The sequence below is a fragment of the Nocardioides lianchengensis genome, from assembly GCF_900101465.1.
GTDB classification, from domain to species: Bacteria; Actinomycetota; Actinomycetes; order Propionibacteriales; family Nocardioidaceae; genus Nocardioides; species Nocardioides lianchengensis.
The window spans coordinates 29,922-51,425 of sequence record NZ_FMZM01000009.1 but is presented as its reverse complement, the minus strand read 5'-3'; the positions used below and the strand labels follow the sequence as shown (position 1 = coordinate 51,425).

The 21,504-nt window shown below is 76.6% G+C and carries 19 protein-coding genes; 17 read left to right on the top strand and 2 right to left on the bottom strand.

The window, feature by feature from the left end:
- Positions 1–47: 47 nt before the first annotated feature.
- Genes BLT76_RS16580 through BLT76_RS16525 form a run of 12 tightly spaced genes read left to right on the top strand, consistent with a single transcriptional unit; the run spans position 48 to position 13,842 of the window.
- Complete coding sequence (locus BLT76_RS16580) at positions 48–1,160, top strand: Gfo/Idh/MocA family protein (RefSeq protein WP_090858592.1); 1,113 nt, start codon at positions 48–50, stop codon at positions 1,158–1,160.
- On the top strand, positions 1,157–2,173 hold the full coding sequence (locus BLT76_RS16575; protein ID WP_090858590.1) for a dTDP-glucose 4,6-dehydratase: 1,017 nt from the start codon (positions 1,157–1,159) through the stop codon (positions 2,171–2,173). The genes BLT76_RS16580 and BLT76_RS16575 overlap by 4 nt, the downstream gene beginning before the upstream one ends.
- Positions 2,170–3,318, top strand: a complete 1,149-nt coding sequence (locus BLT76_RS16570) for a DegT/DnrJ/EryC1/StrS family aminotransferase (protein ID WP_244509443.1) — start codon at positions 2,170–2,172, stop codon at positions 3,316–3,318. Before BLT76_RS16575 ends, BLT76_RS16570 begins: the two co-directional genes overlap by 4 nt.
- On the top strand, positions 3,315–3,989 hold the full coding sequence (locus BLT76_RS16565) for an LbetaH domain-containing protein (protein WP_090858587.1): 675 nt from the start codon (positions 3,315–3,317) through the stop codon (positions 3,987–3,989). Before BLT76_RS16570 ends, BLT76_RS16565 begins: the two co-directional genes overlap by 4 nt.
- Positions 3,986–5,695, top strand: coding sequence for a glycosyltransferase family protein (locus BLT76_RS16560; protein WP_090858584.1), 1,710 nt, complete (start codon positions 3,986–3,988; stop codon positions 5,693–5,695). Before BLT76_RS16565 ends, BLT76_RS16560 begins: the two co-directional genes overlap by 4 nt.
- Positions 5,692–7,179: an oligosaccharide flippase family protein gene (locus BLT76_RS16555; RefSeq protein WP_170867102.1), complete on the top strand. Its 1,488-nt coding sequence runs from the start codon at positions 5,692–5,694 to the stop codon at positions 7,177–7,179. Before BLT76_RS16560 ends, BLT76_RS16555 begins: the two co-directional genes overlap by 4 nt.
- Positions 7,176–8,372, top strand: a complete 1,197-nt coding sequence (locus BLT76_RS16550; RefSeq protein ID WP_170867101.1) for a glycosyltransferase family 2 protein — start codon at positions 7,176–7,178, stop codon at positions 8,370–8,372. Before BLT76_RS16555 ends, BLT76_RS16550 begins: the two co-directional genes overlap by 4 nt.
- Before the next feature lie 38 nt (positions 8,373–8,410).
- Positions 8,411–9,529 (top strand): DegT/DnrJ/EryC1/StrS family aminotransferase, encoded by a 1,119-nt coding sequence (locus tag BLT76_RS16545; RefSeq protein WP_090858579.1) that lies wholly within the window; start codon positions 8,411–8,413, stop codon positions 9,527–9,529.
- Positions 9,529–10,803: a rhamnosyltransferase WsaF family glycosyltransferase gene (locus tag BLT76_RS16540; RefSeq protein WP_090858576.1), complete on the top strand. Its 1,275-nt coding sequence runs from the start codon at positions 9,529–9,531 to the stop codon at positions 10,801–10,803. The genes BLT76_RS16545 and BLT76_RS16540 overlap by 1 nt, the downstream gene beginning before the upstream one ends.
- Positions 10,790–11,512 carry a YveK family protein gene (locus tag BLT76_RS16535; protein WP_090858571.1) on the top strand — a complete coding sequence of 241 codons (723 nt, stop codon included), beginning with the start codon at positions 10,790–10,792 and terminating at the stop codon, positions 11,510–11,512. Before BLT76_RS16540 ends, BLT76_RS16535 begins: the two co-directional genes overlap by 14 nt.
- Positions 11,513–11,515: 3 nt before the next feature.
- On the top strand, positions 11,516–12,928 hold the full coding sequence (locus BLT76_RS16530; RefSeq protein WP_090858568.1) for an O-antigen ligase family protein: 1,413 nt from the start codon (positions 11,516–11,518) through the stop codon (positions 12,926–12,928).
- Positions 12,925–13,842, top strand: coding sequence for a glycosyltransferase (locus BLT76_RS16525; RefSeq protein ID WP_090858565.1), 918 nt, complete (start codon positions 12,925–12,927; stop codon positions 13,840–13,842). The genes BLT76_RS16530 and BLT76_RS16525 overlap by 4 nt, the downstream gene beginning before the upstream one ends.
- Positions 13,843–13,941: 99 nt before the next feature.
- Here the strand turns inward: BLT76_RS16525 and BLT76_RS16520 are convergent, their stop codons facing one another.
- Positions 13,942–14,604, bottom strand: coding sequence for a polysaccharide deacetylase family protein (locus tag BLT76_RS16520; protein WP_090858562.1), 663 nt, complete (start codon positions 14,602–14,604; stop codon positions 13,942–13,944).
- On the bottom strand, positions 14,601–15,488 hold the full coding sequence (locus tag BLT76_RS16515) for a glycosyltransferase (protein WP_090858559.1): 888 nt from the start codon (positions 15,486–15,488) through the stop codon (positions 14,601–14,603). Before BLT76_RS16515 ends, BLT76_RS16520 begins: the two co-directional genes overlap by 4 nt.
- Positions 15,489–15,607: 119 nt before the next feature.
- Here BLT76_RS16515 and BLT76_RS16510 point away from each other — a divergent pair, with 119 nt between their 5' ends.
- Genes BLT76_RS16510 through BLT76_RS16490 form a run of 5 tightly spaced genes read left to right on the top strand, consistent with a single transcriptional unit; the run spans position 15,608 to position 21,447 of the window.
- Positions 15,608–16,489, top strand: a complete 882-nt coding sequence (locus BLT76_RS16510; RefSeq protein WP_211753016.1) for a hypothetical protein — start codon at positions 15,608–15,610, stop codon at positions 16,487–16,489.
- Between the two features lie 35 nt (positions 16,490–16,524).
- On the top strand, positions 16,525–18,105 hold the full coding sequence (locus BLT76_RS16505) for an acyl-CoA ligase (AMP-forming), exosortase A system-associated (RefSeq protein ID WP_090858556.1): 1,581 nt from the start codon (positions 16,525–16,527) through the stop codon (positions 18,103–18,105).
- Entirely contained in the window at positions 18,102–19,355 is a 1,254-nt protein-coding gene (locus BLT76_RS16500) for a pyridoxal-dependent decarboxylase, exosortase A system-associated (RefSeq protein WP_244509442.1), read from the top strand. Before BLT76_RS16505 ends, BLT76_RS16500 begins: the two co-directional genes overlap by 4 nt.
- Positions 19,356–19,390: 35 nt before the next feature.
- The gene (locus BLT76_RS16495; protein WP_090858552.1) at positions 19,391–19,666 is read left to right on the top strand and encodes an acyl carrier protein; all 276 of its coding nucleotides are present in this window, start codon (positions 19,391–19,393) and stop codon (positions 19,664–19,666) included.
- Positions 19,663–21,447, top strand: coding sequence for an asparagine synthetase B family protein (locus tag BLT76_RS16490; protein WP_090858549.1), 1,785 nt, complete (start codon positions 19,663–19,665; stop codon positions 21,445–21,447). The genes BLT76_RS16495 and BLT76_RS16490 overlap by 4 nt, the downstream gene beginning before the upstream one ends.
- The last annotated feature ends 57 nt before the right edge of the window (positions 21,448–21,504 follow it).

Below are 21,504 nucleotides of genomic sequence, written 5' to 3'. Positions count from 1 at the left end.
GACCTTCGATGGGACTGTCCGGCCACCACCCGTCAGGAGCCCGTCCGATGCCCGCTTCGTCGTACCCGTCCACGCCCTCCGCCACCGGCGGGACCGACGGCGGACCACCGCTCGGCATCGCGGTCGTGGGGGCCGGCTACTGGGGTCCCAACCTGGTCCGCAACCTGGTCCGCTCGCCCGACTGGGAGCTGCTCGCCGTCTGCGACCTCGACCCGGAGCGGGCCCGCGAGGTCGCCGGCCAGCACGACGTCCAGGTCACCGACTCGCTCGCCGACGTGCTCGCCCGCGACGACGTCGACGCGGTCGCGGTCGCCACCCCGGCCCGCACCCACCACCCGATCGCCGTCGAGGCGCTGCGCGCCGGCAAGCACGTGCTCGTCGAGAAGCCGCTGGCCGACGGCGTCGAGGCCGGCCGGGCGATGGTCGAGCTGGCCCGCAGCCAGGGCCTGGTGCTGATGGCCGACCACACCTACTGCTACACCCCGGCGGTCGAGAAGATCCGCGAGCTGGTCGCCGACGGCGCCCTCGGCGAGATCCTGTACGTCGACTCGGTGCGGATCAACCTGGGCCTGGTCCAGCCCGACGTGGACGTCTTCTGGGACCTGGCCCCGCACGACCTGTCGGTGCTCGACCACGTGCTGCCCGGGGGCCTGCGGCCGCTCGGCGTGGCCGCCCAGGGGGCCGACCCGGTGGGGGCCGGTCGGCCCTGCGTGGGCTACCTCAGCCTGCCGCTGCCGGGCGGGGCGATGGCGCACGTCCACGTCAACTGGCTCAGCCCCACCAAGATCCGCCAGATGGTGATCGGGGGCAGCGAGCGGACCCTGGTCTGGGACGACCTGAACCCGCAGCAGCGGATCAGCGTCTACGACCGCGGCGTGGACCTGGTCCAGCAGTCGGTGGACAGCGCGGACCGTCGTACGGCGTCGGTGTCCTACCGGCTCGGCGACACCTGGTCCCCGGCCCTGCCCGAGCGCGAGGCGCTGGGCGCGATGGTCCACGAGTTCGCCGCCAGCATCCGCGAGGAGCGGGCGCCGGCCACCGACGGCGAGGCGGGGCTGCGGGTGCTGTCGGTCCTCGAGGCCGCGGCCACCAGCCTGCGGGCCCGGGGTGCCCTGGTCGACGTCGCGATCCTCGACCGGCCGCTGGAGATCGTCCGATGAGCACCCTGCGCGGAGCCCGCGTCCTGGTCACCGGCGGCGCCGGCTTCATCGGCAGCCACCTGGTCACGACCCTGCTGCAGGACGCCGGGGTCGCCCGGGTGGTCGTCCTCGACTCGCTGGCCACCGGCAGCCGCGAGAACCTCGCCCACCTGGCCGACGACCCGCGGCTGGACCTGTGGGTCGGCGACGTCGCCGACCCGGCCGACGCGGCCGCGGCCGTGGCCGGCGCCGAGGTCGTCCTGCACCTGGCCTGCCTCGGGGTCCGGCACAGCCTGCACGACCCGGTCGAGAACCACCGGGTCAACGCGTCCGGCAGCCTGACGATGCTGCAGGCGGCGCTGCACGAGGGGGTCGGCCGGTTCGTCCACGTCAGCTCCAGCGAGGTCTACGGCACCGCCCAGTACGCGCCGATGGACGAGGGCCACCCGACCTGCCCGGAGACCGTGTACGGCGCCGGCAAGCTCGCCGGCGAGGCCTACGCGCGGGCCCACTTCCGGACCTACGGGATGCCCGTCGTGGTGGCCCGGCCGTTCAACACCTACGGCCCGCGCAGCCACTTCGAGGGCGACAGCGGCGAGGTCATCCCGCGCACCATCGTGCGGGCGCTCTGCGACCTGCCGGCGCTGGTCTTCGGCGACGGCGAGCAGTCGCGGGACTTCACCCATGTCAGCGACACCGCGGCCGGCCTGGTGGCCCTGGCCGAGTCACCCGACGTGGTGGGACGGACGGTCAACCTCGGCTCCGGCTCGGAGGTCACGGTCAACGAGCTGGCGGACCTCGTCCACGGCCTCGTCGGGCACGACGGCCCGGTGGCCGAGCACCTCGAGGCCCGCCCCGGCGACGTACGACGGCTGCTCGTGGACGACGCGCTGATGCGGACGCTCTGCGACTGGCGCCCGCGGGTCGACCTGCGCACCGGCCTGGCCGACCTGGTCGACTGGTTCGCCGCCCAGGACCGGACGCCGCGCGAGATGCTGCAGCGCATCGACGACCGCAACTGGGTCGCGTCGTGACCGGGGAGGCCGGCCGCCTGCACGTGATGGAGCCCTGGCTGGGGGCCGAGGAGGCCGCGGCCGTCGTCGCCGTCATCGAGTCGGGCTGGGTGGCCCAGGGGCCCCGCGTCGCCGAGTTCGAGCAGCGCTTCGCGGAGGCCCAGCAGGCCGACCACGCCGTCGCGCTGTCCAGCTGCACCACCGCGCTGCACCTGGCCCTCGTGGTGGCCGGCATCGGGCCGGGCGACGACGTCGTCGTCCCGTCCTTCTCGTTCGTCGCGACCGCCAACGCGGTCGTGCACGCCGGTGCGCGCCCCGTGTTCTGCGACGTCGACTCGCTCACCGGGAACGTCACGGCGGCCACGGTCGCCGAGGCGCTGACCCCGGCCACCCGGGCGGTCGTCGCGGTCGACCAGGCGGGGGTGCCGGTCGACCTCGGGTCGGTCCGGGAGCTGTGCGACCCGCGCGGGATCGTCGTGGTCGAGGACGCGGCCTGCGGCGCGGGGTCGACGTACCGCGGCCGCCCGGTGGGGGCGGGCGCCGTCCTGACCGCCTGGTCGTTCCACCCGCGCAAGGTGCTCACCACCGGCGAGGGCGGCATGCTCACGACGTCCGACCCGGAGTGGGCCGCGCGGGCGAGGCGGCTGCGCGAGCACGCGATGAGCGTCTCGGCCGCCGAGCGGCACCGCAGCGTGCTCGCCCCGCCCGAGGTGTACGACGAGGTCGGGTTCAACTACCGGATGACCGACCTCCAGGCCGCGGTCGGCCTGGTCCAGCTCGGGCGGCTGCCGGAGATGGTGGCCCGGCGCCGGGTGCTCGCGGCGGGCTACCAGAAGGTCCTCGCCGGGGTCGACGGGCTGCGGCCGGTCGCGGACCCGGCCTGGGGGACCACCAGCTACCAGTCGTTCTGGGTCGAGGTCGGACCCGACCACCCGCGCAGCCGCGACGAGGTGCTGGAGGACCTGGCCCGCGCCGACATCTCCGCGCGGCGCGGGATCATGGCCGCCCACCGGCACCCGGCGTACGCCGGCCGGGACACCGGTCGGGTGCCGCTCCCGGTCACCGAGCGGCTCACCGACCACACCCTGGTCCTGCCGCTCTTCCACCGGATGACCGACTCCGAGCAGCAGCGCGTGCTCGAGGTGCTGGTGGGGGCGGGGCGATGAGGAGCCTGGTCCTCGTCGCGGCCGGCGGGCTGGCCCGCGAGGCGCTCACGGTCGTCGACGCGGCCGGTCGTCACGACTGCGTCGTGGCCGTGGACGACGACCCGCGCCGGTGGGGCCGGGACCTGGCCGGCCGACGGCTCGGGGACCCGACCGGTGCGATGGTCATCGGCGGCATCGACCAGCTCGCCGACCTGACCACCAGCGAGGTCGTGGTCTGCGCGGGCCGGGGCAGCACCCGGCGCACGCTGGTCGGGCGGCTGGCCCGGCTCGGCGTCACGGCCGACCGCTACGCGCGGCTCCTGCACCCCGGCGTACCGGTGCCGGCGAGCTGCACGGTCGGTCCCGGGAGCGTCGTGCTCGCCCACGTGAGCCTGACCAGCGACGTGCAGGTGGGCGCGCACGTGGTCCTGATGCCCCAGGTCACCCTCACCCACGACGACGTGGTCGACGACTACGCGACGCTCTGCGCCGGCGTCAGCCTCGGCGGCGGCGTGCACGTGGGCTCCGCGGCGTACGTCGGCATGAACGCCAGCGTGCACCCCGGCCGGACGGTCGGCCCCGGGGCCACCGTGGGCATGGGCGCGGTCGTGCTGGAGGACGTGCCGGCCGGGGAGACCTGGGTCGGCGTGCCGGCCCGGCCCGTGCGCGCGACCGCCGGAGCCCGGCGATGAGCGAGCGGCCGACCCTGCTGCACCTGCGCACCGGCACCGCCCACCTGCCGGCGTTCGTCCGCGGGCACCTCGCCGACCAGCGCCGCTGCCTGGAGCAGTGGTTCCGGGTCGTGGTGGTCGAGGGGGACGCGGACTACGCCGCGCTCGTGGACCGCCACGAGCCGGCGCTCGCTCTCCTGGAGTCCGGGGTCTACACGGTCCCGCGCACGATCACCGGCCTGACCGCCCGCCCCGAGGTGCCGCGCCTCGGCTTCCTGCACGCCGACGCCTACTGCCCGACCCGGGCGCGGGCGATCGCTGACTTCGACCACTGGGAGGTCGAGCAGGTCCTCACGACCTCGGTCTCGATGGCCGCCTACACGCCCGCGCTGGCCGAGCGGCTCGTGGTCTGGGCGAACTTCGTGGTGCCGAGCGGCGACGACCCGCTCCCGCCGGCCGGCCGGCCGGTTCCGGTGCTGATGACCGGGAGCCACGCGGCCCACTACCCGTGGCGGGTGGCGGTCGCCCGCGAGCTCGAGCAGGCCGGGATCGCGACCCGTCGTACGCCGCACGCGGGGTGGTTCGACCGCGCCGCCGACGCGCGGATGGTCTCGGGCGCGGCCTACGTCGCCGAGCTGGAGTCCTCCCAGGTGGTGCCGGCCTGCGGGAGCATCGCGCGGGACCTGGTGCGCAAGCACCTGGAGGTGCCGGCGGCCGGGGCGCTGCTGGTGGCCGAGCCGTCCGCGGCGCTGGCGGCGGCCGGCTTCCGCGACGGGGTCAACTGCGTCCTGGCCGAGCCCCGCGAGGCGGTACGACGTACCCGCGACCTGCTCGGGGAGCCCGACGAGCTCGCCCGCCTGGCCGCCGCCGGTCGCACGCTGGTCCTGGAGCGGCACACCGCGGCGCAGCGCGACCAGGTCCGCCAGTGGCACGACCTGCGCCGGCAGCACCCGGGGGCGCGGATCGGGCACCGCGGCCCGTTCCTGCCGCTGGAGGTGGGCACGCAGGCGCCCACGCTCGCGGCCGACGGGCGCGACCGGATCCTGCTCGCCGAGGCCGGCGAGCTGCGCCGCGGCGGCCGGGTCGCCGAGGCCGAGGTTCGGGCCCTGCGCGCGGCCAACCTGCACCCGGCGATCGAGCCGCTCGCCGAGCTGGCCCGCTGCCGGCTCGCGGTCGGCCGGGCCGCCTCGGCGGCCGACGTCGCGGCCCGCGGGGTGGAGATGTCGACCTCGATCGGCGGCGCGCCCGACCCGGGCATGCTGGCGCTGCTGGTCCGCGCCGAGACGGCCGCGCACCGGCCCGACCGGGCCGCGCGGCTCGCCGCGGCGTACCCCGCGGACCCGCGCCGCCGCGCCTCGCTCGTCCCCGTCGACCCGGGGGAGGGCCGCCCGTTCCGGATCCACCGCGGTCCCGCGGGGCCGGTCCCCGCGCTCCGCCCGCGCTACCGGCGCCTGCGGCTGCGCTGGCGCTCGCGGCTGCGCACCCTGCTGTGGCGCACCGGGACGCTGGAGACCGAGCTCGCCGGCCTGCTCGCGCGGACCCAGCCCACCCGGGTGGTGGTCGTCGCCCCGAGCCGCCGGGGCCGGGCGTGCGTCGCCCTGACCCAGGTGGTCGCGGCCAGCACCAGCGTCGACGAGGTGTGGTGGAGCAACGGCTCGGGCCGCTCCGCGGCCCGGCTGCGCTTCGGGGTGCACGAGTCGACCTGGGAGCCGGGGGTGGCCCCGTGACCACCGACCTCGCGACCGAGCACGGGCTCGCCGGCGCCGTCCGCCGCGGCCTGGGCTGGAGCGCGCTCAGCAACCTGGTGCTGCGGGCCGGGTCCCTCAGCGTCGGGATCGTGCTGGCGCGGCTGCTCTCCCCGGAGGAGTTCGGGGCGTACGCCGTCGCGCTCACCGTGCAGACCGTCCTGATGACCCTGGCCGACCTGGGGCTCAGCGCCGACCTGGTCCGGTCCGAGGACCCCGAGCGCCGGGCCCCGACCGTGGCCACGCTCGGCCTGGTCTCCGGGCTGGTCCTCGCCGCGCTGATGGCGCTGCTGGCCGGCCCGCTCGCGACCGCGATGGGCAGCAGCGCGAGCACCCCCGCCGTCCGGGTCCTGGCCCTGACCCTGGCCCTCGGCGGCCTCGGCGTCGTCCCCTACGCGCGGCTGGTCCGCAGCTTCCAGCAGCGCCGGCTCCTCGCGGTCGCCCTGACCGACCTGGTCGTCAGCACGACGGTGACGGTCGCGCTGGTGCTCGCCGACGTCGGGATCGTCTCGATCGCGATCGGCCGGGTGCTCGGCCAGGGCCTCGCGCTGCTGCTGCAGTTCCGGCTCGCGCAGGTGCGGCCCCGGTTCGGGCTGGACCGCCGGCTGGGCCGCTCCGCCGTCGGCTTCGGGCTGCCCGTCGCGCTCGCGAACCTGCTCTCGTGGGCGCTGCTGAGCATCGACACCGTCGTCGTCGCCCGCGGGCTCGGCGGGGTCGAGCTGGGTCTCTACGTGCTGGCCTTCAACATCTCGACCTGGCCGATGTCGGTCCTCGGGCAGGTGGTCCGCTCGGTCGCGCTGCCCGCCTTCGCCCGGGCCGACCGCAGCGCCGGCGGCCCGGACCCGACCCTGGCGACCGGCGTCCGGCTCTCCTGGGCGCTCGCCGTCCCGACCGGGGCGTTCCTCGCCCTGCTCGCCACCCCCCTCGTCGTCCTCGTGTACGGCGGGTCCTGGGCCCGCTCGTCCGTCGTCCTGGTCCCGCTCGCGCTCTTCGGGGCGCTGCGGGTCCTCTTCGACCTGTTCGCGACCTACCTGCTCGCCCGCGGGCGGGCGGGCACCACGCTCGTCGTCCAGGTGGTGTGGTTCGTCGCGCTGGTGCCGGCGGTCGTGATCGGCCTGCAGGTCGGCGGCCTGGTCGGCGTCGGCTGGGCGCACGTCGTGGTCGGGCTCGCGGTCGTCGCCCCCTGCTACCTCGTGGCGGTGGCCCGCGCGGGCGCGGACCTGCGCCCGGTCGCGGCCGCGCTGTGGCCGCCGGTCCTGCTCGTCCTGCCCGCCCTCGCGGTCGCGGCCCTTGCCGGTGCTGCCGGCACGGGTCCCGGCACCGACGTCCTGGGCGCCGGCCTGGTCGGCGGCGCGGTCTACCTCCTGCTGGCGTGGCCCTGGCTGCGCCGGCACCGTCCCTCCGCCACGCCACCGGTCACGCCCGTCGTCCCGGTGCCGACCGCCTCGCAAGGAGTGCTGCTGTGATCCCCACGCTCAACCCGACCGTCGTCGGCGACCGGCTCCACGACTGGGTGGCCGAGGCCGACTGGCGCCGCCCGCGGCTCGACCGCGCGGCCCTGCTGCTCGACCGCCCGACGGTGCGCCCGCTGGTCGAGCGGGGCCGGCCGACCCGGTCGGCACCGAGCGGATCGCCGACCGCGACCGTCGTGATCCCCAGCTACAACTACGCGCGCTTCCTGCCCGCCGCGGTGGCCAGCGCGCTCGACCAGCCGGGCTGCGCCGTGGACGTCGTCGTCGTGGACGACGCCTCCACGGACGCGACGCCGCAGGTGAGCGAGGCCCTGGCGGCCGACCCGCGGGTCCGGGTCCTGCGCAACCCGCGCAACCTCGGCCACGTCGCCACCTTCAACCGCGGCCTCGCCGAGGCCCGGGGCGAGCTGCTCGTCCGGCTGGACGCCGACGACCTCCTCGCCCCCGGCGCCCTGAGCCGGGCCGCCGCGCTCGTCGAGGAGCACCCCGACGTCAGCCTGGTCTACGGTCACCCGCGCCACTTCACGTCCGCGACCCCGCCCCGGGCCCGGGTGGGCCGGCCGGCGTGGACGGTCTGGGACGGGCGCGACTGGGTCCGGGAGCGGTGCCGCCGCGGCGTCAACTGCCTGACCACCCCCGAGGTGGTGTTCCGCTCCGCCGTCGTCGAGCAGGCCGGCCCGCTCAACGAGGCGCTGCGCTTCGCCCAGGACATGGAGTTCTGCCTCCGGGTCGCGGCACTGGGTCAGGTGGGCCGCATCGACGACGTCGACCAGGCGCTGCACCGCGACCACGACGCCAGCATGAGCGTCACCGTCGGCGCCGGGCTGATGGTCGACCTGGTCGAGCGCCGCCGGGTCTTCCGGGAGCTGCTGGCCTCCGTCGGGGACCGGTTCCCCGACCGTGCCGAGCTGGAGGACACCTGGCGCGACACCCTCGCCGACGAGGCGTTCCGGCACGCCGCCCGCGCCGTCGACCGGGGCCGGGACGACGACGCGCTGCTGGCCGACCTGCGGGCGTACGCGCTCGAGACCGCGCCGCTGCGCCGTACCCCGCTCATGGCCGCCCGGTGGGACGCCCTCGCGCGCCGCCGCGGCCGGGCCGCCCGGCCGGGGGCGACCGTGCGCGCGGCCCGCCACCGGCTGCGCGACGAGGTCGCCTACCTGCGCTGGGCCCGCACCGGCCTCTGAGACCACCCGTTCACCCGTCCGTCCCCGTGAGGAGAGCCATGAACGACCATCCCGTCCCGCTCGTCGACCTGCAGCCCCAGTTCGACGCCGTCTGGCCCGAGGCGCGCACCGCCCTCGAGGAGGTCTGCCGGTCCGGCGCCTTCGTGCTCGGCCCGGCGGTGTCCCGCTTCGAGGAGGAGTACGCCGGCTTCTGCGGCACCGACCACTGCGTCGGCGTCGGCAACGGCACCGACGCCCTCGAGCTCGCCCTCCGCGCCGCCGGCGTCGGTCCGGGCGACGAGGTGCTGGTCCCCGCCAACACCTTCGTCGCGACCGCCGAGGCGGTGGTCCTGGCCGGCGCCGAGCTGGTCCTCGTCGACTGCGACGACGACCTGCTGGTCGACGTCGACCAGGTCGCGGGTCGCGCGGGGCGTCGTACCCGGGCGGTCGTCGGGGTCGACCTCTACGGCCAGCCGGCCCCCTTCGAGCGGCTGCGCCGCGTGCTCGGCCCCGAGGTGGTGCTGGTCGAGGACGCCGCCCAGGCCCAGGGCGCCACCCGGCACGGCCGGGCCGCGGGCTCCCTGGGCGACGTGGCCGGCACCAGCTTCTACCCGGGCAAGAACCTGGGCGCGTTCGGCGACGCCGGCGCGGTCACGACCGACCACGACCACCTCGCGACCCGGGTGCGGATGCTCGGCAACCACGGCGGCACCGAGCGCTACCGGCACGACGTCGTCGGCACCAACTCGCGCCTGGACTCGCTGCAGGCCGCCGTGCTGTCGACGAAGCTGACGCACCTGAAGGAGTGGAACGCCCAGCGCGCCACGGCCGCCGCCCGGTACGCCGACCTGCTGGGCGACCTGGACCGGGTCACCCTGCCCCGGGTCGTGCCCGGCAACGAGCACGTCTGGCACCTGTACGTCGTCCGGGTGCCGCACCGCGACCGGGTCCGTGAGCTGATGGCCGAGGCCGGCGTCGCGACCGGGCTGCACTACCCGACCCCCGTGCACCTGCTGCCGGCCTTCGCCCGCCTCGGCCTCGGGCCGGGGAGCTTCCCCCGGGCGGAGCGGGCGGCCGGCGAGATCCTCTCGCTGCCGATGTACCCCGGCCTGAGCGCCGCCCAGCAGGAGCGGGTGGCGGCCGCGCTGCGCGCCGCACTCGAGGAGGTCGGGTCGTGATGCGTCCCGAGGCCGGCGCCGTCCAGCGCTGGCAGCAGGTACGGCGGCTGCTCGACACCGAGGGCGTCGCGGGCCTGCGGCAGCGGGTGCGGGTCCGCCTCGCCGAGGCGCTGGTCCCGCCCGGGTCGGCTGGCCTGACCGTCACCGCCGAGGAGATCGACCGCGCCACCGCGGTCGCCGCCGGCGAGGCCCCCGGCCCGGAGCCGCTGCCGTGGCGTCCGGGCGAGCCGCTCCGGGTGGCCTGGGTCTGCACGCCGCCGGCGCCCGGCTCGGGCGGCCACACGACCATGTTCCGCCTCGTCGCGGCGCTCGAGCGGGCGGGGCACCGCTGCGATCTCTACCTGCGCGACCGGCACGGCTGGTCGACCGACCAGCACCGGGCGACCGTCCGCGCGCACTGGCCGGAGGTCCGGGCCGAGGTCCACGACCTCGCCGACGGGATCGCCGACGCGCACGCCGTGGTGGCGACCGGCTGGGAGACGGCGTACGCCGTGCTGGCCTCGCCGGCCCGCGGTCGGCGCTGCTACCTGGTCCAGGACCTGGAGCCGATGTTCTACCCGGCGGGGAGCGCCGCGCTGCTCGCGGAGGCGACGTACGGCTTCAAGATGCAGGGCATCACCGCCGGCCCCTGGCTGGCCGAGCGGCTGCGCGCCGACCACCAGATGGCGGCCGAGCACTTCGACCTCGGCTGCGACCTCGGGACCTACCGCGCCCGTGCCGACGAGCCACCGGGGGAGCGCGAGGGGGTGGCGTACTACTGCCGCCCGGGCACGCCCCGCCGGGCGCACGAGCTGGCCCTGCTGGCCCTGGAGCGGTTCGCCCGCCTGCACCCCGCCGTGCCGATCCACTGCTACGGCGCGGTGGTGGCCGACCTGCCCTTCCCCGCCCACCAGCACGGGCGGCTGTCGCCGACCGAGCTCGGCGCGCTCTACCGGCGCTGCGTCGCGGGACTGGTGCTGTCGGCGACCAACGTCTCGCTGGTCCCGCTGGAGATGCTCGCGGCCGGCTGCGTGCCGGTGGTCAACGACGCCGACCAGCACCGGGCGGTGCTCGCCAACCCTTACGTCCGCTACGCCCGGCCCACGCCGCGCGACCTGGCGGCAGCCCTCGGCGAGCTGGTCGACCAGGCCGCTCCCGCCGCGCGCCTCCGGGCCGCGCGCGCCGCTGCGTCGGTCGACGACGTGGGCTGGGAGCACGCCGGCGTCCAGGTCGAGCGGGTGCTGCTGGACCTGCTGACCGACCGGGTCGAGGAGGTGTCCTATGTATCTCGCTGACGCGTTCGCCGCGCTGCTGCGGCAGTGGCTCGTGGCCCTGGTCGGGCTGCTCCTGACCGGGGCGGCCTGCGGCTGGGTCATCCAGAACGTCGAGCCCGACTATCAGGCCTCGGGGCAGATGATGTTCCTCCTGCCCCCGGAGGCGACCGGTGCGGCGACGCCGACCAGCCCGTTCCTGAACCTCCCCAACGGCCTGTCCACGACCGGCTCGCTGGTCGCGGGCGCGGTCGCGACGAAGGACGTGCACCGGGCCCTCGCCGCCGACGGCCTGGACGCGACGTACGCCGTCGCCCTGGCGCCCGAGGCCGGCCCGTTGCTGGTGATCACGGCCAAGGACAAGGACCCGCAGGTGGCGCTCGCGACCCGCGACGCCGTGATGGCGCGGGTGGCGGCCGAGCTCACGCGGATCCAGACCGAGGCCCGGGTGCCGAAGCAGCAGGTCATCAGCGCCCAGATCAGCAACACGTCGAAGCAGGCGGAGGTGCTGCCGGGCAGCCGGATGCGCGCCCTGGCCGGAGCCGCCGGCTGCGGACTGCTGCTGACCCTGCTGCTGGTCTTCGGCACCGACCGGTTCCGCACCTGGCGCCGGGTACGTCGCGAGCGCCGTACCGAGGTCGAAGCCGCGGCCGCCGCCGCCGACGAGGCCGACGACGAGCCCGCCCCGGCCCAGCCGGCCGGCCGCCGGCAACGCCCCCGGATCGCGAGCTGACGCATGCGCTGGCTGGTCGCCCGGCTGGGGCTGGGGCTGCACCGCGGCGCCCCGCGGGCCGCCGCGTTCTTCCTCGTGGTGTACGCCGTGCTGCTGATCGGGGTGCCCTCGCAGCTGATCCTGCAGCCGCTCGGCGCCCCCGGGACGCCCGCGAACCTGTGGGCGCTCGGCGGGCTGCTGTGCTGGGTCTGCGCGACGGTCGGCGGCCTGAACCCGGTCTGCGGCCTCACGGCGACCCGGGTGGCGGTCGGGCTCCTCACCGCGGCGGTGCTGGCGGCGTACGCCAACGGGACCGCCTCCGGCTGGTACGCGCCGCCCGACATCCGGCAGGCCACCGACGAGCTGTGGACCCTGGTCCCGCCGACCGTCGCCGACACGACCGCCACCATGATCAAGGCGGCCGACCGCGGGCTGCTGTCGTTCGCCGGCTGGATGGCCGTCGTGCTGGTCGCCGCCGAGGGCCTGCGCTCCTGGCGCGACCTGGAGCTGGTGGTGAGCTGGCTGGCCTGGCTCGGCACGCTGCTGGCCGGCGTGGGGCTGTTGCAGTTCGTCGCGGGAGTCGACATCGCCCGCTACATCCAGATCCCCGGGCTGAGCGCCAACTCCGACTTCGGAGCGGTGCTGTCGCGCTCGGCGCTCAACCGGGTCTCGGGCACCGCGGTGCACCCGATCGAGTTCGGGGTGGTGCTCGCGTGCCTGTTCCCGCTGGCCCTCCACCACAGCATCCACCGGTGGGGCCACCGCGGGGCGTCCCTGCCGGTGGTGCTCGTCTTCGTCGGCTCGACCCTGTCGGTCTCGCGGTCGGCCGTGCTCGTGCTCGCGGTGACCCTGGTGGTGCTGCTGCTCGGCTGGCCGGCCCGGTGGCGGCTGCGGGCGCTGATGCTCGCGCCGTTCGCGGTGGTCGGCCTGCGACTGGCGATCCCCGGCCTGGTCGGGACCATCGTGTCGCTGTTCAAGAACGTCGGGAACGACCCCAGCGTCAGCGGGCGCACCGACGACTACGGCGTGGTCTTCGCACTGTACGGCGAGCACCCGTGGCTGGGCCGCGGGCTGTTCACGTTCGTGCCGCGGCACTACCGGATCCTCGACGACCAGTACCTGATGATCCTGGTCGAGCTCGGGGCCGTCGGGTTGGCGGCGGTCCTGCTGCTGATCGTCACGGGCTTCGCCAACGCCCGCCGCGCGCGCCGCCGGGCCCGCACCGCCCGCTCGCGGCACCTCGGCCTGGTGCTGTCCGCGTCGATCCTCGGCGGTGCGGTCGGCATGGTCACCTTCGACGCCTGGGGCTTCCCGATGGCCGCGGGGCTCTCGTTCCTGCTGGTCGGCCTGGCCGGGGCGGCCGCCCAGCTCGCGGTCGAGCAACGGCCGCGGGAGGTGCTCGCCGTACCCTCGGCGCGACCGGAGGCCGTGCGATGAGCGGTGTGGACGTGCTGGTCGCCGTCGTGACCCACGACAGCGCGGACGTGCTGCCGGGGCTGCTGGCGAGCCTGCCGGCCGCGATGGCCGGCGCCACCTGGCAGACGGTCGTGGTCGACAACGCCTCCAGGGACGACAGCGTCGCCGTGGCCCGTCGGCTCGCCCCCGACGCCCGGGTGCTGGCGACCGGCCGCAACGGCGGGTACGCCGCCGGCATCAACGCCGCCGTCGCCACCGGCGGCCCGCACGCGGCGGTGCTGGTGCTCAACCCCGACGTCCGCCTCGACCCCGGCAGCGTGTCCATCCTGCTGGCCGCGCTCCGCGAGCCGGGGGTCGGGATCGCGGTGCCGCGCCTGCGGGACGGGACCGGCGCCCGGATCGACTCGCAGCGCCGCGAGCCGACGCTGCTGCGCGCCCTCGCCGACGCCGGCCTCGGAGCCGCGCGGGCCGGCCGGATCGGCCGGCTGGGGGAGGTGGTCACCGACGAGTCGGCGTACGCCGCCGCCTGCGACACCGACTGGGCCGAGGGGTCCGTGCAGCTGGTCTCGGCCGACTGCTGGGCGCGGGTGGGCCCCTGGGACGAGTCCTTCTTCCTCTACTCCGAGGAGACCGACTTCGACCTGCGCGCCGGCGACGCCGGCCTGAGCACCCGCTACGTGCCGGCCGCCGGCGCCGTCCACCTCCAGGGCGGCTCCGCGGGCTCGGTGCGGCTGTGGCCGCTGCTGGTCGTCAACCGCCTGCGGCTGTTCCGCCGGCGCCACGGGATGCTCGCCGCGGTGCCGTTCTGGCTGGCCCTGGTGCTGCGCGAGGGCGGCCGTGCCGGCCTGGGTCGACCGACCTCCCGGGCCGCGCTCCGGGCCCTCGTCGACCCGACCCGGCTGCGGAAGCCGGCCGGGCCGGACTGGCTGCGCTGAGGTGGTGGGGTAATCCGTCACACAGGGGTTGCTAAGAGCGCTCTTAGCAACCCCTGTGTGACGGACTACCCCGGCGCGACGTCGACCCCGGCCGGCCCCTCAGCGCAGCCGCTTGAGCCCGCCGACCAGCTCGCGACGGAGCCGGCGCGGCAGCGCGGGCGGCCGGAGGACGTCGTGCCGCAGATCCTCGAGGGTGTCGGTCGCCCGCAGGCTGAAGCGAGGCTGCAGCCAGGCCCCCTCGCGGGCCCAGGCCCGGTCGCTGGTGTGCACGCCGGCGTAGCCCCGGGCGCGCAGCCGGCTCAGCAGCACCCGGTCGTAGCGCCCGAGCGGGAGCGCCGCGTGCTCCACCGGTCGGCCGGTCACGGCCGCGAGGTCGGTGCGGGCCCGGTCGAGCTCGCGGGTCGCGGTGGCGGGGTCCATCCCGCGCCAGGGTCGGTGGTCCATGCCGTGCGTGCCGACGGTCATGCCGTGCGCCTGCAGCAGCCGTACCCCGTCGGCGTCCAGGCTCCGGGGGTCGTCGAGCCGGCCGGCGAGCACGAAGAAGGTCGCGTGCAGCCCGCGCTCGACGAGGGCGGGGAGCGCGACCTCGACGTCCGAGGCGTTGCCGTCGTCGAAGCTCAGCCGCACCCGCGGGTCGTCGGCCACCAGGTCCAGCACCCGGTGGAACAGGTCCGTCCCGATCCAGTACGACGATTCGCCCGGCTCGCGCTCGGGCCCCGGCCGGCCGATCCCGTGGAAGCAGAGGTTGACGTGGGTGGTCACCGGGCCAGCCCGGTGCGGGTCGACGCGTCGCGGCCCCAGGCGGCGGCGCCGGCCGGCGGCACCCGGCGGGCCTGCAGGGCGGCCCAGCCGGTGAGGGCGACGTACACGGTCGCGGCCGGGGCCAGCCAGGGCCGGGGCAGGACGACGTCGCGGAGCCAGGCGCTGCGCTCGCTCCGCCGTACGACGGCGCCGGGGGTGGTCGGGCGTCGGCGCAGCTCGGCGTTCCCGCGGCGGACCCGGGCCAGCCGCCGGACCAGGTCGCCGGTCCGCAGCGGCGCCTCGACGGTGGTCGCGACGTCCGGCAGCCGGACCCGCTCGGCGTCGGTGAACAGCGAGTCCAGGAAGAGGTCGTCGGCCACCACGTCGGGGAAGTCGGTGAACCGGCCCCGACCGGCCTCGGAGAGCGCGATCATCCCGCGTCCGAAGAGCCCCTTCTCGACGACGGGGAGCCGGCGGTGCACGGCGGTGTAGGCCCGGACCGGCCACGGCCGGCCGGTCACGTCGACCCGGCGCGACGGCACGGCCACCAGCGGGGCACCCGGTCCGTCGAGGGCGGCGCAGAGCCGGCGTACGGCCGTCACGGAGGTGGGGATGTCGGCGTCCAGGTAGATCCGGGGGAACGCGGTGGCGACCCGGTCCCCGCGCCGCAGCGCCTCGGTCTTGCTCGGCCGCTCCGACTCCAGCACCGTCACGCCGGCGATCCGGCGGGCCCGCTCGGCGGTCCGGTCGGTGCAGCCGTTCGCCACGACCACCACCTCCAGCTCGCCGGGGTCGGCGCCGGCCAGCAGGGCGCGGAGCGTCCGCTCGATGACCTGCTCCTCGTCGTGGGCGGCCACCACCACGCTGGCGCGGGCGGGCGGGGAGGACGGCGCGGTCTCGCTCATGGTGCGAGCGTGGGCGCGCGACCCCGGGGCCGCGGTGCTCGCGTCGGTCGCTCCCCAGGATTGGGTACGCGCACCGCGACCCGACGGTACGGCGCCGCCGCCTCCCTAGCGTCCCTGTCATGGCCGACCTCCCTCCGACCGGGCTCGTCACCGGTGCCCCCGTCCGGGTGTCGCCCGTCCACCGGTCCGACCTGCCGGAGGTGGGGGCGTTCCTGCACGACCACCTCGACCCGCGCCTCAGCGCCGCCGCCTGGGCGGCCGCCGCCGTGCCCACCTGGCCGGTCGACGCCCCCAACCACGGCTTCCTGCTGCGGGCGGAGGACCGGCTGGTCGGCGTGCAGCTCGCCTTCTACGCGGACCGCGAGGTCGAGGGCCGCGAGGTCCGGTTCTGCAACCTCGGCGCCTGGTGCGTCCTGGAGCCCTACCGCGACCGCGGCCTGCGGCTGCTGCTGGCCGCGCTCGGTCAGCGCGGGCACGTCTTCACCGATCTCTCGCCCAGCGGGTCGGTGGTGGCCATCGACGAGCGGCTGGGGTTCCGCCACCTCGACACCACGACGGCCCTGGTGCCCAACCTGCCGGGCCCCCGCCGGGCCCGGCTGTACGACGACCCGGCGGAGATCGAGCGGCGCCTGACCGGGACGGACCGCGTGGTCCTCCGCGACCACCGGCACGCCCGCGCCGTCCACCACGTGCTGCTCGAGGAGCCGTCCGGGGCGCGCTGCTACGTCGTCTACCGGCCGTCCCGGCGCCGGGGGCTGCGGCTGTTCGCGTCCCTGCTGCACGTGTCGGACCCGGCGCTGCTGCGGCGCTGCCGGCCCGACCTGGCCCGCCACCTGCTCGCCCGCGGGCTGCCGTTCACCCTCGCGGAGCTGCGGGTGACCGGTGGTCGACCTCCCGGCTCGGTGCTCCTCCGCCAGCCCCGCCCGAAGCTCGTCCGCGGCGACGTCCCGGTCGAGGCCGTCGACGACCTCTACAGCGAGCTCGTCCTGGTGCCGTGGTGACGGCGCCGTCCATCCCCGTCCCGAGGAGTCCCTCGATGCGCGTCCACCTCCACGACCTGCTCGACGAGCAGGCCCGGCTGCATCCCGACCGGCCGGCGCTGACCGACCGCGCCGCGACCGTCCCGTACGGCGAGCTCGCGGCCCGCGTGCACGCGCTCGCGGCCGGACTGCGCGGCCTCGGCCTCGCCCGCAGCGACCGGGTGGGGATCCTGCTCGACAAGCGCCTCGAGACCGTCGAGACGATCTTCGCCACCTCGGCCGCGGGCGGGGTGTTCGTGCCGGTCAACCCGGTCCTCAAGCCGGCCCAGGTGGGGCACGTGCTCGCCGACTGCGAGGTCCGGCTGCTGGTGACCACCCGGCAGCGGTGGCAGGCGCTGCACGCCGAGCCGTGCCCCGGCCCGGCGCCGGAGGTCGTCGTGCTGGTCGACGCGCCCGCGGGCAGCGGTCGCGACCAGGACGGCTCGCGGCTGGTGCCGTGGGCCGACGCGCTGGCCGCCGGGTCGGACCGGGGCGGCCCGTCGTATCGCGGGGTTGAGGGAGACCTGGCCGCGATCCTCTACACCTCGGGCAGCACCGGCCGGCCCAAGGGCGTCGTGCTGACCCACCGCAACCTGCTGGCCGGCGCCGAGAGCGTGGCCGGCTACCTGGAGCACCGCCCCGAGGACGTCGTGCTCGCGGCGCTGCCGCTGAGCTTCGACGCGGGCCTGAGCCAGCTGACGACGACCTTCGCGGTCGGCGCCCACGTCGTGCTGGTCAACTACCTGGCACCGGCCGACGTCGTCCGGCTCTGCGTCGAGCACGGGGTGACCGGGCTGACCTGCGTGCCCCCGCTCTGGGCCCAGCTGGCCGAGGCGGCGTGGCCGGCCGACGGGGTGCGGCTGCGCTACCTGGCCACCACCGGAGGACGGCTGCCCCGGGCCACGCTGGACCGGCTCCGGGTGCTCTTCCCGCAGGCCCGGCCCTTCCTGATGTACGGCCTGACCGAGGCGTTCCGGTCGACGTACCTGGACCCGGCCGAGGTGGACCGGCGGCCGGACTCGATCGGCAAGGCGGTCCCGGGCGCCGAGATCCTCGTCCTGCGCCCGGACGGGACCCCGGCCGCGCCGGGGGAGGAGGGCGAGCTGGTGCACCGCGGGCCCTTCGTCGCGCTCGGCTACTGGAACGACCCGGAGCGCAGCGCGGAGCGGTTCCGGCCGCTGCCCGGCACGGTCGCCGGCTGGCGCACCCCCGAGCTGGCGGTCTGGTCGGGCGACACCGTGCGCACCGACGCCGAGGGCTTCCTCTACTTCGTCGGCCGGCGCGACGACATGATCAAGACCTCCGGCTACCGGGTCAGCCCGACCGAGGTGGAGGAGGCCGCCCACGACAGCGGGCTGGTCGGCGACGCCGTCGCGCTCGGCGTGCCCGACGAGCGGCTGGGCCAGCGGATCGTCCTGGTGGTCAGCCCGCGGTCAGAGGAGCACACCGACCTCGCCGACCCCGGCGCCCTGCTCGCCGTGCTCCGTCGCCGGCTGCCGCTGTTCATGGTGCCGAGCGAGGTCCGGGTCCGGGCCCGGCTGCCGCGCTCGCCCAACGGCAAGCTCGACCGGGTGCGGATCCGCGAGGACGTCTCGTGAGCACCGTGGACCGCTCGGTGAGCGCTGCGACCGACCGGCACCTCGACCGCTTCGGGAACGCCGGAGAGGAGCTCCTGGTCGGTGGCGTGCCCCTGGGCCGGCTGGCCGCCCGGGTCGGGTCGACCCCGTTCTTCGCCTACGACCGGGCCGGGGTCACCCGCGCGGTCGGCGCCCTGCGGGCCGGGCTCGGCGACGCCGTCGAGCTCGGGTACGCCGTCAAGGCCAACCCGATGCCGGCCCTGGTCGGGCATCTGGCGGGTCTGGTCGACTGGTTGGACGTGGCCTCGGCCGGCGAGCTGGCGGTCGCCCTGGACACCGGGAAGTCGCCCGACCGGGTCAGCTTCGCCGGCCCGGGCAAGACCGACGCCGAGCTGTCCGTCGCTGTCGCCGCCGGCGTGCTGATCGAGCTCGAGTCGGCCCGCGAGGCGGTCCGGGTGGTGCGGGTGGGCGAGGGCCTCGGCATCCGCCCGCGGGTCGCCGTACGGGTGAACCCCGACTTCGCCGTGCAGGGCTCGGGGATGCGGATGGGCGGCGGTCCCCAGCAGTTCGGGGTGGACGCCGAGGAGGTCCCGCACCTGCTGGTGCTGCTGGCCGACCTGGACCTCGCGGTCGAGGGCTTCCACCTCTTCGCCGGCTCGCAGAACCTGCACCCCGACCTGCTCCGCCAGGCCCAGGAGCACACCGTCGACCTGCTGCTGGCGCTGGCCGAGCGGCTCCCGGCCCCGCTGCGCTACCTGAACCTGGGCGGCGGCCTCGGCATCCCGTACGCCGAGCGCGACCGGCCGCTCGACCCGGCGGAGGTCGGCGGGACGCTGGCCCGGCTGGTCGAGGAGCGGGTCCGGCCCCGGCAGCCCGACGCCCACGTCGTCCTCGAGCTCGGTCGCTTCCTCGTCGGCGAGTCCGGGGTCTACGTCACCCGGGTCGTCGACCGCAAGGTCTCGCGCGGGCGGACCTACCTGGTCGTCGACGGCGGGCTGCACCACCAGCTCGCCGCGACCGGCAACCTCGGCCAGGTGATCCGGCGCAACTACCCGATCGCCGTCGGCACCCGTCTCGGCGGCGGCGAGGTGGAGACCGTCGACGTCGTCGGCTGCCTGTGCACCCCGCTCGACGTCCTCGGCCACGAGGTCGAGCTGCCGGTCGCCGACGTCGGCGACCTGGTCGTGCTCTTCCAGGCCGGTGCCTACGGGCGCACGGCCAGCCCCCAGCAGTTCCTCGGCCACCCGGCGCCCGCCGAGGTCCTGGTCTGAGCGCCCACCCGTCCCGCAGGAGATCAGGAGTCACCGTGTCCCAGTCCGCCACCCGTCCCGACCCGTTCCCGCAGGTGCGGGCCGTCCTGGTTCGTGTCCTCGGCCTCGAGGACCGCGCGCACCTGCTCGACCCGACGACGCCGCTGCTCGGGGAGCTGCCCGAGCTGGACTCGCTCGCCGTCCTCGAGCTGGCCGTCGCCCTCGAGGAGGAGTTCGACATCGTCGTCGACGACGCCGACGTCACGGGCGAGCTGTTCGCCACCCTCGGCAGCCTCAGCGCGTACGTGCACGACCGGACCGGCGGGGCGTGAGCGACGCGTCCGCGCCCGGCTTCGTCGCGGTCTCCGCCGTCGGGCGGGAGGCCGACGGCCTCCTCGACCGCGGCCTCGGGGTGCTCGGCGTCCCCGCCGGCCGGTCGGCGGCCGCCGGCGTGGCCCTGGCGACCTGGGGGCCCGAGCGGGGGCCGGAGCCGGCCCTGGTCCTCACCGCCGAGGCCCGCCGGCACGACCGGCCCCTCACGCCCGCGGCGGTACGCCGGGCCCTCTGCGGACCGGACCTCCCGCTGCTCGCCGAGGTGCTGCCGCCCTTCGCCGCGGTCACCCGCGACGACGACGGGGCGGTGGTCGCCGCGGTGGACCCGCTCGGCCTGCGGCAGCTCTACCTGCGCCGGGGACCCGGCTGGGCGGCGCTGTCCAGCTCCGCCCGGGTGCTCGCCGCGCTGGCGCCGACGGGCCTCGACCTCGAGGCGGTCGCGATCCAGAGCCGGCTCGGCTGGCAGCTCGGCCGGCGCACCCTCTTCGCCGGCGTCGAGCAGGTGCCGGCCGGGAGCCTGCTGCGCCTGCACGGCGGCCGGCTGGACCTCCGCGACGTCCGCCCCGCTCGACCGGCAGCGGGCTCGGCGTCCGACGTCGCGGCCACCGTCACCGCCTGCCGCGACCTGCTGCGCGGCTACCTCGCGGCGTACCTCGACGACCACCCCGACCCGGTCCTGCAGCTCACCGGCGGCCAGGACTCCCGGCTGCTGCTCTCGGCGATCGACCCGGCACGCCGGCGCGGGCTGCGGGTGCTGACCCTGGGGGTGCCGGGCAGCCCCGACGTCGCCATCGCCGCCGACCTGGCCCGCCGCGGGGGGATGCGGCACGAGGTCCTCGACCTCGCCGGCCTGGACGACCTCGACCCGGCGACCGCCTGGGCGCTCACGGTCGCGGCCGCCGACGCGCTCGAGCTGGCGGCGGACCCGGTCGCCCGCGCGGCGCTCGACGTGGCCGAGACCCGGGCCGAGCCCGGCCCCCGGCTGTCCGGGCTCGGCGGCGAGGTCGCCCGCGGCTTCTACTACCTCGGCCTCGGGACGACGTCGCCCGTCACGGCCCGGCGGGCGCACCGGCTGGCCCGGTGGCGGATGTACGCCAACGAGGCGGTGGCGCCGGACGTCCTGGCGCCGGGTTTCGCCGCCTGGGCGGCCGAGTTCGCGCTCGACGAGGTGCACCGGGTCCTGGCCGCCGATGGCGAGCCGTGGTTCGCCGCCACCGACCGGCTCTACCTCGACGAGCGGATGCAGCGCTGGGCCGGCGCCACCGAGACGGCCGTGTGTCAGCGGCGCGCGGTCGCGAACCCGATGCTCGACGACCGGTTCGTCGCCGCCGTGTCCGCGCTCTCCCCGGCCGCCAAGCGCTCCTCGCGCTTCCTCGGCCGGCTGTCGGTGGCCCTCGACCCCGAGCTGGCCGACCTGCCCCTCGACGGCCGGCCCCCGCCCCGCCGCTACGCGGAGCCGGGCTGGACCGCGGTGCCCGCCCGGGCCCGTACGACGGGGGCGGTCGCGGTCCGCAAGGCCGGGCAGCGGCTGGCCGGGGGGCGTCGTGCCCCCGCGGGCGGGGACACCCTCGCGAGCCGGGTGACGTCGTACTGGCGCTACCGCCCGGAGCTGCTCGACCCCGTGCGCGCCACGGGGCTGCTGCGCGAGGAGTGGCTCGACCGGGTGGTCCGCGGCGAGGTCGCGCCGGACCCCGCGAGCACCGCCCTGGTGGTCAACCTCACCCTGGCCGCCTCCGTGGCCGAAGGCGCACCGGTCGGCCGACCCTCGTTGGTCGAGTAGCGAGCGCGACTGCGGGGGTCTCGATACGCCGCTTCGTTCCTCAGCGGCTACTCGACC